Genomic DNA, 16,310 nt, shown 5'->3' with positions numbered 1-16,310 from the left:
GGTTAATCAAATATCACTTCCCATAGTTTTCTGTTGCCTGCAAGCGCCGGAAGCTCCTCTTTGTAGTGGAAGCCGCACTCGTCAAGCACCGACTCAAAATCGTACCTGTCACCTGCATCTTCCTTATTCAGCTGCGCCTTCAGGCCAGACCTGATTCTACTCGCAACGTCGGGCCTTGCATAGACATACCAAAAGTTGTGCGCAGTGCGCAATTTGGCAAGCTGCTCTTTCTTTGCAGCGTCAAGTGAAGGCGTGTAATAGCGGTTCATGAGCTCTGCGTTGACGTCTATCCACGAAGGCGTCCTCCACCACGCTATGCGCTTGTAGCCAAATTCGTCGTATTCGCAGCCGCCATTTATCCCGCACTGGCCGCCAGCGTCAAAGGTTGTGACCACGCACTTTGCCCATCGTGCCACGGGCCTGCGAAAGTCCTGCCCCGGCTCCATCCAGCCCACAAACGCCAAGTCTACCGGCTGGGACAACCCTTCAACAGGCACCAGCTGGATGTAGTCGGGCTTGGGGATCTGAAAAGCGTAAAAGATGCCTCCTTCCTTTTCGATGCCAGTAGCGTTCGGCAGGCGCGTGCGCACCTTCTCAAGAAAGTCGCCATACCCGCATCCAACGTCTACATAGCTTGGGTCTGGTGAGATCGACTTGGCGATGGCTGTCACCCTCTCTACGTCGACCTTGCGATACGCAAAATACGAGCCAGCGAAAAATGGGAAGATGTAGCGGGCATGGTGGGCAGGCGGCCTGCGGGCAAGAAACTGCTGATAAGCTTTGTATGCTCCCTGCAATTCCTGAATCGCGAAAGGCACAAGCTTTTGTTTCCAAATTAAATCCCTATATTTCTAATGCATTGTGGAATCCGTCGCGATTGCTATATAACGGCGTTTGCAAGAACCCAAAACGCTTATTAAGTTCGGTTTTCACTTTGGTGGTATGGTTAGGAAATTTGATGACTGGTGGAGAACTGTTCCAGCTGACTTGAAGACAAAGGCTCGCAAGGGCGACGAAGCAAACAAACCGTTGCTCAACCAGATAAACTATGTCCTTTTGCATCTTCATCTGGCAGGCAAGCACGATGCCAAGCCAACTCATGAAGAGCTGAAGGATTGGCTACACAGCGGCCAAGTCGATGTTCTCCGCATGAACAAATAAAATAACAATTCTTCCTTTCTCTTTTCCTTTATTTTCTCCAGCTCGTTAGCGCAAGCGCGCTTGCCGGATGCGCGTATATGTGTATGTTATAACAGCGTTTTGCAGTACCCATAGGGTTTAAATAGTTTCGAACAATACTGACGTCTAAGTGAATTATAGATGCCAATTGCTATACTTCCAGACGTCGATGAGCAAAGATGCATTGGCTGTGCACTCTGTGTAGAGATTTGCACTGCCCTCGGCCCGGACGTTCTCAGGGTAAAACCAGTCGAAGGATGGAAGAGGGGTAAGGCGTTCGTCTTTTATCCAGAAAGATGTATCTCAGACGGTGCTTGTGTAGGCGTATGCCCGACACATGCTATCTTCTGGATGAGGCCGATGGAATACACGGCAGGACAGCCAGTCCCTCTACACAAGAACGGTGTGTTCAGCAAGGGCTGGGAAGAAGGTTAAGTCCCGGACGAAAGAAAAAGAACTTCTTTCCTTTTTTTCATTTTTATTTTCTTCAACTATATTACAATGACAAAAGTTCAGGCTAATTTTTCCGCAGATACGTCAGGATGTAAGCTAGGCCGCCTGCAAGCACTCCTATGCTCAGCAATCCTGTAAAGGCCGCGATTATGGGTACGAATTGCTCCATTATTGCAGTGTTTGGCTGTAGCGAATCGCTCCCGCCCAGGATAATGCCAAGTATTCCCGAGCCTGCAAGACCTGCGAATATCATGGCGATCGTGGTAACGGCTCCGCCGACGTTCATGCCTGCAAAGTGTATCCACGCAAGGACAGATCTGAAACCCCGGATCTGCCTTCCCATACTTACTTCAAGGTGGCTGTAAAAGACAGCTGTTACTGCTATGGCCACCACCAGTATCAGGTAAAAGATGTACCCGAGGAAGAACCATTTTGCCGGACCTTCAAATGATAGCGAAAGGAACTGGATGATGTTAACCCCCGAAGTTAGCATCTGCGCAGCGACGACGGCCAGTGTAAGCCCAGTGATTACCGCGCCCTGAACTATGGCAGCTATTATGAACCTGTTAGACCACGCGCTGCTCTTGGTGACATATCCAGAGGAGCGTGCATCTGCAGCCATAGTCATTGTCATGGTGTTATTGTTTACCATCTGTTCGCAAATCAGCCTTGCTGAACCTTGATGCAAACTTGTCCAAAAGGAATTTGAGAAAATCTTAACTGCAAGATCCGACTTATACTATGGCATTACAAAAAGAAAGATGCATGAAGCATCATGATCTTTAACTAACTTGACACCATATTTCATTGGCGTCACATTGGCACTGGTAACTCCTACCTCAATTATTGGATATTTTTTCGCCAAGACACAGCAGGTCCGTCGCGCAGTGATCGTAACTACTCCCTGTCTTGTAGCTTTCAGCTATCTGGTAATATTTGGAATCCCATGTTTTTGATGATGCTACAAAACAACCAGATTTGTTGTTGCTAATAGAAACCTACTACACGAAAAGCCTTATCTGCTATGCTTCGCATTATCTGTCTGATATGTGCGACTACATGTATTATGAGCACAAGCAAAGGGGCAAACTGAAGAACGTGGTACCTACAGAGGAACCCGAGCTGGAGAAGGTAGAGGAGCAGCCAATGACAGTCAAGGCCTGAGCCCCTTCCTCCTTTTTTGCGCCTTGGAATTGATGTCTGCAAGCCTCAAAGGCTCGATGCCAAGCTCTTTCACAATCGCGACTGCAGTCTCTAGGCTAACCCTGTGGCCGACGCTGACGTACAATCTTTTCTTCTTGCCAATGACGCAGCCAAGGACTTCGCCGCCAAGCTCTACAAAGCCGTCAGGCCGGGCAGTCCCGCACAGATGGCTTTTTGCAACTCCTATGGTGGGCTTGTCAAGCGTGACCCCGACATAGCACGCAAGCCCGCACTTTCTTGGGTGCAACTGCCCGTGGGCATCGACCATCAACAGGTCATAATCAACACTCTTTAGCTTCTTGAGCACATGAAAGATTGGCTCGGCCTCTCTCAGCATCAAGAGCCCCGAGACATAGGGGTGCGTTGCCACGGTTTCTGCATGGACTGATTCCAATAGTTGCAAATTTCTATCCATTACCACTGCAGAGCAATAAGCAGTGTCGCCGCTGTATGCAACGTCAACTCCGCAGATACGGTTTATTTCGCCAAAATCGTCTTTTGCAACTACCTTTTTGGCAACCTCTTTTTGCAGCTTTATGGCGTCAGCGTAAGTAGTAGTCAAAGCGCCGAGATATCATTGACGAGCCGGGCATTTAGCCTTGCAGCTTTTGCAGCCTGCTCCATAAAGTCGTCGGCTATAATCGTCACCTGCTCAAATTTCTTCACGAACTCTTTCAACGATTCGATGAACGTGGGATAGTCCTCCGGCCTGTGGCCATATCTTGTGGCAAGGTTGTGCGCTGCCGGGAAAATGTCCGATATCTCGGCCGGGATTATGCCAAGGAACGGGCTGTAGCTGCAGACCTGCGCATCAGGTAACCTTTTCACGATCTCTCTGTAGCTTCTGGTAGAATAGAAAGGGTGGACCTCGCCTTCAGGGCACAGAACCAGTTTTTTCTTTGACGACTGGAACCCTGCGGCAGCCCTCCTGAACCTCTTTGCCTCTGGCCTATGCTGGTCTATTGGATCGTAGAAAAAGATTGCCCTTTCCTTGAAGAGCGGCGTTCCGCTCTCTAGCATTTCGATGTCCTTGAAGAGCTGCACCGCCTCCATCAGCTTTGGGTGCGCCCGCGCCTTTTGCATGACATATTCCCACAGCCTGCCATCCATTATCGCCTGCTTGACTGCGTCCACCTCGGCCTTGAGCACGTGAAGGTTGTGCTTTGCAACCTCGATTACGCGCTCGTCCCCATTCATGCCGCGCAGCTCCTGCAGACTATGAGAGGAGCACACCGGGCACTGGCACGGCAGGTAGACAAGCTCGTCAAGTCTGACAGTCCCGTTTGGGGTCATGTACCTGCCGTCCTTGGCGTACAGCATGTAAGAGGCAGAGTCAAACATGTCGCAGCCTAGCGCGACTGCAAGCGGAATAGTGAGCGGGTGGCCGGCCCCAAAGAGGTGGACGGGCTTGGCAGGGATGACTTTTTTGGCGGCTACTATCATGCGTGCAAGCGTCGCAAATTCATAAGCTTCCATCAGTTCGACCGGGCTTCCAAGCGCCATCAACTTGAACCCCATCCTGCCAAGCTCCCTTGCAGAATGTTCTACCAGATCAGAGTGCTCTGCGCCCTGCACAGGGCCGACCCAGATCGCGTCCGTATTTCCAACAACATCAAGGGTTTCCTGTGAATTTTTCAGAGTGGTTGCGACATACTCTTTGGCCCTTTCGTAGTCAAGGCCGTAGCCTGTTGGCTTGTCAAGCGGGATCGGTATGTCGCTCCTGATGTCCTTTTCAAACTGCGCCATCGCTGCCGGCTCGACTTCGACGGAGCCGTATTCGAGCACCTGATAGCCGCCCGAATCAGTCATGACTGCGCCGTCGTAGCCGATGATGTCATGTATGCCCCGCCTGCGTGCCTCGTCGCCATAGTGCCTGAGCGTAATGTAGGCGTTCGTAATCACAATACCAAAGCCCATTTTCTTCAAAAACTGGGTGCTGACCGTCTGCCTTACCGGATGCACAACAGGGACAAAGGCCGGCGTCTCAACGACTCCGTGCGGAGTCTCGAGCCTCCCTACGCGGGCCGCCAGATCCGAGTACCGGACCTCGAACACAAACACAACACTACCTCTTTGTCGTCTCCCTCATGAACTCGTCGTAGATAGACCTGACCCTGTCTGCGGCCAGCCCAGAGCCTTCCTCGACACCGGACTGGGTCACCTTTATCTTGTCCATGACAATAATGGCGCCCACGTCCTCCCTTATCTTGACAAGGCCGGGGAAGACCCTTGACAGCCTTTCTGCGAGAGCCTTGAAGTCAAACGGCTTTTCCATCAGCCTTACTTCCTTGACAAACGCGCCGTTGATAATGACCTTTAGGATGCCGCGGCCTTCCACGTTGTCAAGCACGACATCGAGCTTTTCGTCAATTCCGGCAAGAGTGCCGTTGTAAACTTTTTGATCCGAAGTTTCTACGGAGACTTTTTTTCCAAGGAACTGGAGCGTCTCCTCTCCAAATTTGCGAGTAACAACTGCAGCCATTACTTGATTGGTATCTTTCTGGTAGTATATATACGAATTTTTGTATCAGAGCACGCGTGACAGGCGCTCAAGCGCAGCCTTCCATTGCGATCTTGTGCGCTCAACTAGAGCCAGCCTTGCAAGCTTGCTGTGCTGCACTGCCACTTGGCTTGTTGAAGCGCCCTTGCTGCAAAAGTATACTTCGACGTTCGTATCGTCTTTCCAAGTTATGCGCATCGAGTTGTTCGCGGTTGCCTTTCTGACGGTAAATTCGTCTTTGAGCCACTGCCTACGCAACTTTTCATCGTTCCAGTGCTTGCACAAAACGCTGATCTGGACTTCAAACGTCCTGCTTGCGCTCACCGAGTAGCCGTCCGGCCTCTAGTGCTTTTTGCGCAATCCCTGCTCTCGCTCGTATGTGACTGTTACCATCTGGCACCACCAGCCGGGCACGCCGCGCTTATCATATAAGTATTCGGCAATCTCTGCGGCTCATTTTCATCGCACCGGCCTTGTCGAGAATTTCAAACCACTGCTGCCAGTCCTTGCCCGTCTTTGTCTTGATTGCCGCGTCGCTCATGCGCGCCCTGCTCATGCTATTGCTTCTATCTGGTCTTCTTAAATACATATAATGTCGCAATTGTGCCGGCTACGCCAATTCCGGCCAGCGTAACCATCCCAGCAGGGTTAACATGCCAGTATGTGATCACTGGTTCAAAGTCATTTCTTTCAAAAGAGTACCAGGAAATGCTTGGAGCCTGATCATTCAGGTAGTAATAGGAATAAACATTGTAGTTGGCGAAATTGTTCGGTTCACTGCGATATTCTACCCATTCCCTCAAAGTTCCATCCCTGATCGCCTGATCCATCTCTGCTTTTTTCATCTCCATCCAGTCCTTGCCCTTGTACTTATAGTATTCCTCCCAGACAGCTTTCAAGTAGGATTTCGAATATGGCGGCATATCAAGACATGGCTTTTCGGGTCAGTCCTCGTCCTGTATACATTGTCCATAGACCGGCTGTGCTAAAGCTAGTACTGCACTACTCAGCAAGACAGGCAGGAACCACCTTTTTGACAACTACTATATTATTATCACCTGATCTTGTTATAAGGAAATACCCAAACAGGATGATGATCAGTATTCAAAGAACCTTTGCATGTCGCCGCGCTCTGACACCAATGCAAGCCAGTCTATTCCTGCAGGTTTTGGCTTTTTGCGCAAGGCGCGCATAATTTCATTTGCAGTCTGATCCGGAGTCTTGCCGGTAGTGTCAAACTCAACGACCTTGCGCCTGCCAAAGATTTTTAACGAGTCATAGAGCGACACACCTAGGATCTCGCTTGCCAAATTCTCTTTGATTTTCTCTGCTCTGTATCCCCTCTTCTCAAGCGTCTTTTCAAGCTCGTACGGTGATCGCCGCAACACAGCCACCATGCTGATGCCAGCGGCCGGCTTTAACACATAGGGAGCAAGGTGCCCTACAACTATCTGGTCATTTCTTGTCTTTAGCAAATTGGCTAGCAGCCCATCCAGCTTTTTGACATCGACTTCAAGGCCGCGCTCGGTCTTTTTTGCAATCGCGTTGTCGTCTATGGCTACCCTGTTGATATCAATTACTTCGGCACCTATTTTTCCCGCGATTATCTTGGCGCTTGTGTGCTTGCCGACGCCGGGGTTGCCCGTTATGACCAGCTTCAACCTGCTGAATGATATTCGCTATACACTATATTTATTCGTGGGCTTCTCAAGCAATATGGCATGCGCACCTGCGAGTTTTGCGGCAGGGTCAGGTTTTACTCGCTCAACTTCCTGTTTTCAAAAACAGTGTGCAACGAGTGCTACCTGAGGATGAAGGAGAAGGAAAAGCAAAAGGAAAAAAGATAGATAGCTAGCCCTGCGCGCTTCCGCACTTTGTGCAGAACTTTGCGTTTGCCTTCAGCTTGTTGCCGCAGCTGGTGCAGAATTTTGTCTCGGGCTCTAGCGTCTCTCTATCAAGCGGCGTCAGTTGCGGTGGCGTCATTGCTTCCGTGGGTGCAGCAGACTCGATCCCGCCGTACATTTCAGTCACGGCCCCACTTGGCCTAAACGAGTCGTCAATGTCCGGCGCAAGCTCTGACTCTTTCTTGGCACCCTTTTCTTCAACGTAGAGCAAGAGCCGCGGCCCGCGCTCGCCGCCAGGCAGGTTTACTTGTTCGCCAAGCCACAGCGCAAACTTTCTCAGAGTCATCTCGGGGGTGGAAAATGTGAGTGAGTGGGTCGACATGTATTCCTCTGTGGCGGCCCTGCCGTTGAACGCCTTTGCCATTGCCAATGAGTGGCTAAAAGTGGCTATTAATTATTGCGACCTGCCGCACTTGCTGCAGAACTTGGCCTGCGCCGGTATTAATGCATCGCAGACGATGCAGTTCTTGGTGTTGCTGCTGCCTGCTTTAGTTTTTGGCAATTCGATGTCGACAGGCTTGAACGCCGGCTCTTGTGGAGAAGGAAGGGTGTATTCGCCGCCCGCCGCAGCTGCCGGACCAACCGAGCCGCCTGTGCCCACAAAGCCGCCTATGCCAAAACCTGCCTGCGGGGCTGCTGACGGGTACGAGCTTGTGCCTGTCGGGCTCTTGATGGACGTGCCTTTCTCCATAGCAGTCTTCATTTCCAATATCACGCGCACGGCAAGAAAATTCAGCGCAGACATTGCAACAAGGTACTCGCCTATCTTTGAAAAGAACTCTTTGTCGCCCATCTTGCCCTGCTTGTAGAGCTGGTTTGCGTCGATAAATGACTCGTACAAGTTCTGGGTGTCGTTGACCAGCTGCTTTAGCTTCTCGGCTAGCCCTCCGAGAGTATCGACGCCAAAAGACATTAAAAAATAGAGAGCCTGCGGGCCTTAAAAATGGTGTGCCCGCTGCTAGTAGTAGTTGTTATTGCCGTAGCGTCTTCCGCCACCGCCTCGGTAGCCGCTTCCGCTGCCACCGTAGCCTCTGTGGCCTCCGCCGCGCCTGTAGCCGCCATAGCCATCACTGCCGTAGCGTCTTCCGCCACCGCGGTATCCCCTGTCTCCACCGCCACCATAGCCGCCGCGCCTGCGATATCCTCCACCACCGCCATACGACTGCGGCTGGCGCTGCGCCACCACTGGGACGACAATTCCCATTTCGTCATTGAGCTTGCGTATCGGCAGCTGAGTTTGCGCCAGGATGCGGTCAAAGTCGGCAATCCTGTCGTTTGAGACAAGAGATATTGCCTTGCCTTCAGCGCCGGCCCTCGCTGTCCTGCCGATCCTATGGAAGTACACGTTGGGGTCGTCTGGCACGTCGTAGTTGATGACGTGACCTACAGCCGGGACGTCGATTCCCCTTGCCGCAATGTCTGTCGCGACGAGGATGTCTTCGGTCCCCTTCCTGAACTTGTGCATCGCGTTATCGCGCTGCCTTTGCGACAGGTCGCCGTGGATGGTGACTGCGCTAAAGCCTTCGCGCCTGAGGTTGTACGCAATCCTGTCGGCGCGCTGCTTTGTCGCTGCAAACACTATGGTCTGCGCCTTGCTGTCCTTGTTCTGCCTGATAAAGTTGCACAGGTGCTTGAATTTCTCGCGCTCTTCAACCACGAGGTAAGACTGGTCGATGGTGTCAAGCGTGATCTCTTCTTCGTTGAGCCTCACGTGCTCGATTTCGTCGCGCTTCATGTACTCCTCTGCCAGCCTCAGGATCTCCGGGGGCATTGTCGCAGAGAACAAGCAAGTCTGCCTGTCTTCGTTCACGTAGAACAGGATGAATTTGATGTCGTCGATAAAGCCCATGTCCAACATCCTGTCTGCCTCGTCGAGCACCACGAACTTGACATCGTCAAGTATTATCGAGCCCTGCTTGATGTGGTCGATAAGCCTGCCGGGCGTCGCAACTACTATCTGTACGCCCTGCTTGAGCTTGTCAAGCTGCACGTTGATGCTCTGGCCGCCATAGATGGCGACTGTCCTTACTCCTGTGTACTTTGCGAACCGTTTGATCTCGGTCGTGACCTGCACCGCAAGTTCCCTTGTCGGGGCAAGTATCAATGCCTGCAGCGGACCGTCAGGCTTGATCTTTTGCAATATCGGCAGGCCAAAAGCCGCCGTCTTGCCGGTTCCTGTGTGCGCCTGTCCTACGACATCTTTACCTTCCAAAACAAGCGGTATAGCTGCCTCTTGTATAGGGAACGGCGCCTCAAATCCATTTTCGGAGAGTGCTCTTGTTAGTTGTGCACTCAATCCCAACTCTTCAAATGTTTTTGTCATTTTCCTTTTTTCACTTTTTTGTATTTTTCTTTTCTATCCACAAAAGCCACGGAAGAGATGAAAAGTTTTTTGTTTTCCTTTTGACAAATCTGCCGTGCCGAAACTTTTGTCTTGCTCCTAGATAGGCCGGACACAGATATAAGGTATGCGGTAGAGCAGCAATTCAAGTTTAAATTTCAAGCCATTCTAACGAGCATGGTAGTACTATTACACATGCCAGACCCCAACGCCAAGCGCCTGCTGTGGTACCTTTTTGCAGGTTCGAGGGGCGGCGAGAATAGGATCAGGATAATCGATCTTCTCAAGGAGCGGCCCCACAACATGAACCAGCTGGCCGAGGAGATGGGGATCGACTACAAGGCCGTGCAGCACCATATCGGCGTTCTTGAGAAGAACAACATGGTCACCAAGACCGGTGAAAAGTACGGAGTGCTCTACTTCATCTCCAACTACCTTGAAGTCAACATCGAGGCGTTCAACGAGGTCAGGGCGGCGATAGAGAAGAAGCGGAGCAGTAGCAGTAGAGATCTGGAAAAAAGTAAATAAGCCAATTTCTTTCCCTGTTCTTCAATGGCTCTGCTAATGGACATCAGCTCCATAATCAGCATGGCAAACGTGGCGATACTTGTCGCGCTGCTGGCCGTGTATGCCAACATCTACAGCAAGACCAGAGCCACGTTCACAGTTGGCCTCGTGGTGTTTGCAAGCATGCTGATGCTCCACAACGGGATAGCGGTTTATGGCTATTTTGCAATGGCGCCGCTCTACTCTGATGATCTGCTGCCCTACTTTGTCGGCATACATATCGCCGAGCTCGCAGGGCTCGTAGCACTTTTGAAGGTCACGGTGTGGCCCGAGGGCGTGAAAACCACGCCGAAGGCCAGCTGAGAGCCCTGAGCCAATTTGGTGCAAATTTGGAAAAAAGTATTAAAGCAAAAATCGGGAGCTGCCTGTTGAATTGGTGTGGTAGAGACCAGCGTTCTGGTGTTTGCGCTTGCAGGAGCGGGATCGTTCTTCTCACCGTGCATCCTGCCGATAATCCCTGCATTTGTATCCTACCTGTCGGGCACGACACTGAGCGAGATACAGGGTCAGAACCAGAATGCCGGCGGTACCTCGGTCACCGTCAAAAAGTCCACGCGGCTCAACATCTTTTTGAACACTGTCTACTTTGTGCTTGGCTTTTCGCTAGTCTTTGCTGTGATGGGCGTGATATTGAACAGCTTCCTTGCCAACATCGGTACCGGCTTTCAGGCGACGCTCCAGACGATAGGTGGCGGTGTGATAATCGCGTTTGGTGCATACCTTGTCCTATCGACAAAGATACGCACGCTCAACTTTGAAAGGAGGATGACGGCGGCCAACCTCCCGCGCTTCAAGACAACCTACCTGACATCGTTCGTGTTTGGAGCCGCATTTGCCTCCGGATGGACGCCGTGCGTCGGCCCGATACTTGGCACCACGCTTACGCTTGCGGCCACCTCTCCCGGAGCAGCATACAATTCGCTTCTTGCATACTCGCTTGGCCTAGGAGTGCCATTTTTGATAACTGGAGCGTTCTTCTCACAATCCACCAAGATAATCAAAAAGATGGTCAAGTACCTTAAATATTTCAACCCAATAATGGGCGCAATCCTGATCGTACTGGGCGTACTCGTGATCACAAACCAGCTTAGCATAATCGGCAACTTTCCACTTGCTAGCGAGATAATCAATCTGGAGAGGGGTCTTGGTTGAACACGGACAACCTTAGCGCGCTTGCAGTAGGAGTCGGCGTGGTCGCGCTCATAGCCGGCTTTGGAGTCTACTTTAACAACCCTGATCTCAACAAGGCCGCGTCGGGCCAGCAGAAGAATTTCGTGCCTGCAGCCATTATTGAAAACGGCACTGTTACAGAAGTGCAGATAGACAAATCACAATTCAAACTAGCGCCAGAGCTTGCGCAAATCTCTGGCTACATCAACACCGACCTGGTAACGCTTGCCGATCTAAGAGGCAAGGTCGTGCTGATCGACTTTTGGACCTACAGCTGCATTAACTGCATCAGGACTATTCCCTACCTTAACGCATGGTACGAAAAATATGCGGACGACGGCTTGGTGATAGTAGGCGTGCACACGCCCGAGTTCGAGTTTGAAAAAGACTATGACAACGTCAAGGCGGCCGTTGAAAAATTTGGGATCAAGTATCCGGTGGCTCAGGACAACGACAAGGGGACGTGGAAGGCATACGAAAACCGGTACTGGCCGCGAAAGTACCTGGTTGACAACGAAGGCTACATCCGGTACGACCACATTGGGGAAGGCAGCTATGCCGAAACCGAAAAAGTGATCCAGTCGCTGCTGTTAGAGCGCGCCGCGTACATGGGCATAACCAACACTACTACTCCACTCGACCAGTCGATAAGCAACCCAAAAAACGCGCAGAGCGTCAACTTTGGCCGGATAGACACTCCAGAGCTTTATTTTGGATACCAGTTTGCAAGGGCGCCGCTTGGAAACCCGGAAGGCTTCAGGCCGGACCAGACGGTAAAGTACACGATCCCGGAAGACACGACGACGATCCTTCCAAATAGGATCTACCTTGACGGGGGGTGGAAGAATAACGCAGACCACATGGAGCTCCAGAGCGAAACTGGCCGGGTCGTCCTTTCGTACTCTGCAAAAGCGGTCAACATCGTCGCAGGCGGCAGCAGCGGCAGCGTTCTCTACATTTCAGAGGACGGCTCAAGCCTGACTGGCAGCAGCTCGCGCGGGGCAGACGTTTCAGAAGACGGTACAATTGCCATAGACGGGCAAAAGCTCTACAACCTTGCAATGCACGAGAATTACGGCAAGCACCAGCTAGTGATCAATGTCAAAGGCAAGGGATTTGAGATATACACCTTCACTTTTGGTTAAAGCTTGTCGGGCTCCTGTCATTTTTTGCAAAATTTCTAATTTTCCACATACTGGCATATGATACCGTTAATACCCGTCTTGTGGCAATAAGTGGCAAAATTTAGCGCGTTCCTTAAGTTGAAAGGTCATGCGGAAATAGGCAAAGGGGAGAGCAATGGAAAGCTTTCCCGAGCATCCCGTTCTCCCTTGGCGGCACCGTTCTTCTCTTACGTTGCCGGTGCCGCTACTCTCCCCTTTGATCCATTAATGCGATCCTGCCAACCCGAGCTGACCAACTGCTAAATTTTTCTAGTAAAAGAGACTACAATGCCCTTTATCATCTGCCGACCATCTGCCTGCAGCAGTGTAATAAAAAAATCGCCAGACTAAACCAGCTGTCCGCCGGCCGTTGCAGATCATATCTCTCGTGTACGCACGCCAACCCGCCTGCAACGGCTGCTACTACTCTTTCTTTTGAAATCCAAAATAGCAGGAGTAGCAGTATTCCTTGCCATAGATCACTCCCTGCGTGCCGCATTTTATGCAGGCCTTTTCGTGATCTATGGTGGAATCCAGCGACTTGGCCTTTTGCAGGCACTTACCACAGATGGGCGCTTCGAGGTTGTAGCTTGACAAAAAGCCGCTGCCGCACTGGGTGCATTTCAGGCTGTACATCTTGCCTTTCGGCTTCCAGCGTCTGAACAGTCCCACGGCTGACTATGAACGAAACTGAATAATCAATGTATCGACGACACGACGATACGCTGATATACTTAGCAGCACCGCATCAGTGCAATATATGTCTGACACGAGCCAGCTTCTTGTGCGCAGGATAAAGGACGGCACGGTGATTGATCACATCGAAGCAGGCAAGGCGCTCCTTGTGCTACGGGCCCTGAGCATAACAGGCAAGGAGGGCAACGTGATCACCGTCGCGCTGAATGTGCCCAGCAGCAAGCACGGCAAGAAGGACATCATCAAGGTGGAGAACAGGTTTCTGGAGACGAGCGAAACCAACAAGCTTGCACTCATTGCACCGCGCGCAACGATCAACATTATCCGCGACTACAAGCTCATAGAGAAGCGCAAGATCCAGCTGCCAGATTCTATCGTCGGGATATTCAAGTGCCCCAACCTGAAATGCATAACAAACAGCGGCGAGGAGATCAGGTCCACCATTGACGTCATTGACAAGGAAAAAGTAGTGCTCAAGTGCCGCTACTGCGCAAGGACGTTATCAATCGACGAGCTAGTGTTCTAGGCGCGAAGCTTTATCCTTCTTCTTGGCCGCTTTTGCTGCCACTCGACGTTGCTTTTTGGTAACTGATCCATAGCAAAATGGAACAGGATGAGCGGAGCAAACACTCCGACGGTGATCACCGCGAGCGTATAGCTGCCAAGGTAGAGCATGTAAAGCGTTATTCCTGCGCCGGTCATTATCTCGATCCAAGTGCACGTGCAAAGCTGCAGGGCAATATGCTTTAAGTTCACACTCTAATTTCGCACTTCAGCTATTTCTGCCCATTGGCGACCAGAGCGGAATATGAAAAATTGGTGGTTCAGGGCAAGTCGTTTGATATTATGATGCCATATGATGATAAACAGCTAATAATTCGGGATTTTGCTGGCATCTGATCAAGTTTTTATAGTTAGCATTGTCATCATCACAATAGCAGCCTCGCCGGAGGTGAGAGAATAATGGACCTTGCAAACATGACGATTATGGGCGTAATCGTTGGATTGGTGGTTCTAGTCTCCATTGTGCTGATGGCAATAGTCGGCGGGTCTCACGTGTTTGATTGACCGCCGGGCACCCTGGCGAACTTTTTAGACAGCTTGTAGCCAAAGCCCATCGCGATAAAAAGCGTTATCAGCCCCGCAGTGAGCGTTATGAAAAAGTCGGTCCTGATTACATAATGCATGATAAGCGTCACCGTCACTGCAGGAATAGCTATTATCACGGCCAAAAGCGTGCTTATCGCATAAACTCTGCCTACCGTGACCTTTTTCCGGTTCTCGTCTGTAGCCACAAAAAAGGAGAGGACCGGAATTAATTTAAGCCTTGTTATAGGCAGTTCTATCAAATCTTCGGCTGACGGGGTATATTAGGAACTATCAGCATAGAAATATGACTGGAAGTACAGAAAACTATAACATGCTGCCTCTCTCAGTTAACAAAGAGAAAGCATGCATTATTGGATGAAGTTTGTTCTGCATGGCAAGATATGATCAAAGTCAAGAAGCCTTATAGTGGGAACCGCAAGATGCATCCAGAAGTATATTCAAAGTATGCATCTCATGCTTCAATAGCAGAACCAAACGACCCAGTATATCTTGATACTCAGAGAATGTTCAAAGTCATAAAAACGGATAACAAAATGCCATACTTTGTTGCTATTACTGTCAAGCCAAGGTTGCGAATATGGTGCCCAATAAAAACAAAACAATATATCGAAGGCAATATTCATGACTCCAAGCTATTGAAAAGAGATGGTCACTATGAATTGTACTTGACCATTTCAAAAGAAGTTTCATTTGATAATGCTCATCCCTCTTCGATACTTGCTGTGGACATGGGTGAAAGGAATATTGCGACTGCTGTGCTGTTTGCAAACTCCTTTACTTCTAACCAAAGTAAGCCTATATTCATGGGCAGAAACGTAAGAGGATTGAGGCGCAAATACGCGTACTTGCGCAAAAAGCTAGGTAAAAAGAAGCTCCTGAGAATGGTACGCAAGGTCAGCAATAGAGAGCAAAGAAAGGTAAACGACATTCTTCACAAAATCAGTCGCCAGATAGATGACGTGGCAAAGGAGAACAATGCTGTCATACTACTGGGCGACCTATCTGGAATCAGAAATAGAACAAGAAGCAGACGATTCAACAGGATCATTGCAAGCATGCCATTCTATCGGCTGACAAAGTATATCGCGTATAAGGCAAACTGGGAAGGAACACCAGTGCTGACGACGAGGGAATGGTATAGCAGCAAGCTCTGCCACAGGTGCGGAAGTGACAACACTTTGCGACCACACCAAGGGCTGTTCGTGTGCCATGCATGCGGCTACCAGTGCAACGTCGACTATAACGGAGCTTTTAACCTAGCAAAGAGGTTAGGGAAGTTATCTTCTCTGACAGCACTGTCGGGTTCCAGTGCGAAAATCGAACGACTTTTTGTGATTCGATAAGTCCAGTCACTCATCAACCGGACTTGGCAGAACCTAGGCCCATCTGGTGCTTGTAGTAGCTTGCCAGCTTTGAATGCCTGATGCGCTCTGCAGTATTATTCGCATTTTGCATCTTGTGCAAATGAGTCCTGTACTGGTAGAGGTCGCACATGCATACTCCTGTCACGGGCTTGTACTTTACCCTAGAGATTTCGTGCTTTTTGTGATCTGCGTACAGTATCGGCAGCTTTGTCAGGCCGATGCTTGCAGCAATGCCTGCTATTGTGGCATAGAGGGCATGGGCCGGCTGAAGCAAAAGCAGCGGAAGGACAATGGATGCGACTACGCCCGCGGAAGTAGCGGCCATCGATATCCGCGACCACCTGTCATACGGAGCGACCTCGCGCTCGAATTGATCGATTAACATCTCTAGTTTCTCGTCTAACTTGCCTTCTTCAAGAGACGTCGCCGTTATTTGCATCTGCTATAGAATGGCTCTCGCTTGCTAATTAAGTTTATTGGAATAGCCAAATCTATATTCATTTTATTGATAGTAGGGATATAACAAACTATTATTATATAATCGGCAAAATTTTCATCTGTAAAATTATGATGTCAAAATAGCAACTATGGCAAAATATGCCCAGAATTTTTGATTTTCATTACTTAACTTGCGAAAATTTATTCAAATTGTCCTATGAC

General features: G+C 50.2%; 25 protein-coding genes. 9 read left to right on the top strand and 16 right to left on the bottom strand.

Annotated elements, in window-relative coordinates; genetic code table 11:
- Positions 1–2: 2 nt before the first annotated feature.
- Complete coding sequence (locus NGAR_RS15125) at positions 3–797, bottom strand: hypothetical protein (RefSeq protein WP_015020668.1); 795 nt, start codon at positions 795–797, stop codon at positions 3–5.
- 145 nt (positions 798–942) lie between these two features.
- Here NGAR_RS15125 and NGAR_RS15120 point away from each other — a divergent pair, with 145 nt between their 5' ends.
- Both NGAR_RS15120 and NGAR_RS15115 read left to right on the top strand, forming a co-directional pair.
- On the top strand, positions 943–1,161 hold the full coding sequence (locus tag NGAR_RS15120; protein ID WP_148681578.1) for a hypothetical protein: 219 nt from the start codon (positions 943–945) through the stop codon (positions 1,159–1,161).
- A gap of 159 nt (positions 1,162–1,320) precedes the next feature.
- On the top strand, positions 1,321–1,614 hold the full coding sequence (locus NGAR_RS15115; protein WP_015020666.1) for a 4Fe-4S dicluster domain-containing protein: 294 nt from the start codon (positions 1,321–1,323) through the stop codon (positions 1,612–1,614).
- An 82-nt stretch (positions 1,615–1,696) separates the two neighbouring features.
- Here NGAR_RS15115 and NGAR_RS15110 read toward each other — a convergent pair whose 3' ends face one another.
- The 8 genes from NGAR_RS15110 to NGAR_RS15075 all read right to left on the bottom strand — a co-directional run bounded on the left by NGAR_RS15110 (position 1,697) and on the right by NGAR_RS15075 (position 6,996).
- A complete protein-coding gene (locus tag NGAR_RS15110) occupies positions 1,697–2,284 on the bottom strand; it encodes a hypothetical protein (protein ID WP_015020665.1) in 588 nt (195 codons plus the stop codon).
- 501 nt (positions 2,285–2,785) lie between these two features.
- On the bottom strand, positions 2,786–3,397 hold the full coding sequence (locus tag NGAR_RS15100; RefSeq protein ID WP_015020664.1) for an endonuclease V: 612 nt from the start codon (positions 3,395–3,397) through the stop codon (positions 2,786–2,788).
- A complete protein-coding gene (gene tgtA / locus NGAR_RS15095; RefSeq protein ID WP_148681576.1) occupies positions 3,394–4,890 on the bottom strand; it encodes a tRNA guanosine(15) transglycosylase TgtA in 1,497 nt (498 codons plus the stop codon). Before tgtA ends, NGAR_RS15100 begins: the two co-directional genes overlap by 4 nt.
- A gap of 10 nt (positions 4,891–4,900) precedes the next feature.
- Positions 4,901–5,317: an Lsm family RNA-binding protein gene (locus tag NGAR_RS15090; protein WP_015020662.1), complete on the bottom strand. Its 417-nt coding sequence runs from the start codon at positions 5,315–5,317 to the stop codon at positions 4,901–4,903.
- A 45-nt stretch (positions 5,318–5,362) separates the two neighbouring features.
- Positions 5,363–5,659, bottom strand: a complete 297-nt coding sequence (locus NGAR_RS15085) for a hypothetical protein (RefSeq protein WP_015020661.1) — start codon at positions 5,657–5,659, stop codon at positions 5,363–5,365.
- A 100-nt stretch (positions 5,660–5,759) separates the two neighbouring features.
- The gene (locus tag NGAR_RS18995) at positions 5,760–5,891 is read right to left on the bottom strand and encodes a hypothetical protein (RefSeq protein ID WP_266190314.1); all 132 of its coding nucleotides are present in this window, start codon (positions 5,889–5,891) and stop codon (positions 5,760–5,762) included.
- Positions 5,892–5,901: 10 nt separating this feature from the next.
- Positions 5,902–6,234: a hypothetical protein gene (locus NGAR_RS15080; protein ID WP_015020660.1), complete on the bottom strand. Its 333-nt coding sequence runs from the start codon at positions 6,232–6,234 to the stop codon at positions 5,902–5,904.
- Between the two features lie 198 nt (positions 6,235–6,432).
- A complete protein-coding gene (locus NGAR_RS15075) occupies positions 6,433–6,996 on the bottom strand; it encodes an adenylate kinase family protein (RefSeq protein ID WP_015020659.1) in 564 nt (187 codons plus the stop codon).
- A 60-nt stretch (positions 6,997–7,056) separates the two neighbouring features.
- Here NGAR_RS15075 and NGAR_RS18990 point away from each other — a divergent pair, with 60 nt between their 5' ends.
- Positions 7,057–7,182 carry a hypothetical protein gene (locus NGAR_RS18990; RefSeq protein ID WP_266190313.1) on the top strand — a complete coding sequence of 42 codons (126 nt, stop codon included), beginning with the start codon at positions 7,057–7,059 and terminating at the stop codon, positions 7,180–7,182.
- A gap of 4 nt (positions 7,183–7,186) precedes the next feature.
- Here NGAR_RS18990 and NGAR_RS15070 read toward each other — a convergent pair whose 3' ends face one another.
- From NGAR_RS15070 to NGAR_RS15060, 3 genes are read right to left on the bottom strand one after another with little or no spacing between them, the layout of a single operon-like run.
- Positions 7,187–7,603 (bottom strand): zinc ribbon domain-containing protein, encoded by a 417-nt coding sequence (locus tag NGAR_RS15070; RefSeq protein WP_148681574.1) that lies wholly within the window; start codon positions 7,601–7,603, stop codon positions 7,187–7,189.
- A gap of 30 nt (positions 7,604–7,633) precedes the next feature.
- The gene (locus NGAR_RS15065) at positions 7,634–8,152 is read right to left on the bottom strand and encodes a zinc ribbon domain-containing protein (RefSeq protein WP_015020657.1); all 519 of its coding nucleotides are present in this window, start codon (positions 8,150–8,152) and stop codon (positions 7,634–7,636) included.
- Between the two features lie 45 nt (positions 8,153–8,197).
- Entirely contained in the window at positions 8,198–9,562 is a 1,365-nt protein-coding gene (locus NGAR_RS15060) for a DEAD/DEAH box helicase (protein WP_015020656.1), read from the bottom strand.
- A gap of 213 nt (positions 9,563–9,775) precedes the next feature.
- Here NGAR_RS15060 and NGAR_RS15055 point away from each other — a divergent pair, with 213 nt between their 5' ends.
- From NGAR_RS15055 to NGAR_RS15040, 4 genes are all read left to right on the top strand, one after another.
- Positions 9,776–10,108, top strand: a complete 333-nt coding sequence (locus NGAR_RS15055) for an ArsR/SmtB family transcription factor (RefSeq protein ID WP_015020655.1) — start codon at positions 9,776–9,778, stop codon at positions 10,106–10,108.
- Positions 10,109–10,132: 24 nt separating this feature from the next.
- A complete protein-coding gene (locus NGAR_RS15050; protein ID WP_015020654.1) occupies positions 10,133–10,450 on the top strand; it encodes a hypothetical protein in 318 nt (105 codons plus the stop codon).
- Between the two features lie 75 nt (positions 10,451–10,525).
- Positions 10,526–11,299 carry a cytochrome c biogenesis CcdA family protein gene (locus NGAR_RS15045; RefSeq protein ID WP_015020653.1) on the top strand — a complete coding sequence of 258 codons (774 nt, stop codon included), beginning with the start codon at positions 10,526–10,528 and terminating at the stop codon, positions 11,297–11,299.
- A complete protein-coding gene (locus NGAR_RS15040) occupies positions 11,296–12,462 on the top strand; it encodes a thioredoxin family protein (protein WP_015020652.1) in 1,167 nt (388 codons plus the stop codon). Before NGAR_RS15045 ends, NGAR_RS15040 begins: the two co-directional genes overlap by 4 nt.
- A gap of 441 nt (positions 12,463–12,903) precedes the next feature.
- On the opposite strand, the gene NGAR_RS15035 is transcribed toward NGAR_RS15040, so the two are convergent.
- A complete protein-coding gene (locus NGAR_RS15035) occupies positions 12,904–13,152 on the bottom strand; it encodes a hypothetical protein (protein ID WP_015020651.1) in 249 nt (82 codons plus the stop codon).
- A gap of 88 nt (positions 13,153–13,240) precedes the next feature.
- Here NGAR_RS15035 and pyrI point away from each other — a divergent pair, with 88 nt between their 5' ends.
- Positions 13,241–13,702 (top strand): aspartate carbamoyltransferase regulatory subunit, encoded by a 462-nt coding sequence (pyrI, locus tag NGAR_RS15030; protein WP_148681573.1) that lies wholly within the window; start codon positions 13,241–13,243, stop codon positions 13,700–13,702.
- Here the strand turns inward: pyrI and NGAR_RS15025 are convergent.
- The gene (locus NGAR_RS15025; RefSeq protein WP_015020649.1) at positions 13,699–13,932 is read right to left on the bottom strand and encodes a hypothetical protein; all 234 of its coding nucleotides are present in this window, start codon (positions 13,930–13,932) and stop codon (positions 13,699–13,701) included. The two genes, pyrI and NGAR_RS15025, sit on opposite strands and share 4 nt — an antisense overlap.
- Before the next feature lie 296 nt (positions 13,933–14,228).
- Entirely contained in the window at positions 14,229–14,471 is a 243-nt protein-coding gene (locus NGAR_RS15020) for a hypothetical protein (RefSeq protein ID WP_148681572.1), read from the bottom strand.
- 165 nt (positions 14,472–14,636) lie between these two features.
- Between NGAR_RS15020 and NGAR_RS15015 the strand changes: the two genes are divergently transcribed.
- Positions 14,637–15,629 (top strand): RNA-guided endonuclease InsQ/TnpB family protein, encoded by a 993-nt coding sequence (locus NGAR_RS15015; RefSeq protein WP_015020647.1) that lies wholly within the window; start codon positions 14,637–14,639, stop codon positions 15,627–15,629.
- Positions 15,630–15,642: 13 nt separating this feature from the next.
- On the opposite strand, the gene NGAR_RS15010 is transcribed toward NGAR_RS15015, so the two are convergent.
- Positions 15,643–16,089 (bottom strand): hypothetical protein, encoded by a 447-nt coding sequence (locus NGAR_RS15010; protein ID WP_015020646.1) that lies wholly within the window; start codon positions 16,087–16,089, stop codon positions 15,643–15,645.
- Positions 16,090–16,310 lie beyond the last annotated feature (221 nt).

Origin of the sequence: Candidatus Nitrososphaera gargensis Ga9.2, assembly GCF_000303155.1 — an archaeon.
GTDB classification, from domain to species: Archaea; Thermoproteota; Nitrososphaeria; order Nitrososphaerales; family Nitrososphaeraceae; genus Nitrososphaera; species Nitrososphaera gargensis.
Note: the sequence above shows the minus strand (reverse complement) of the source record. Positions and strands in the feature narration are given on the sequence as shown.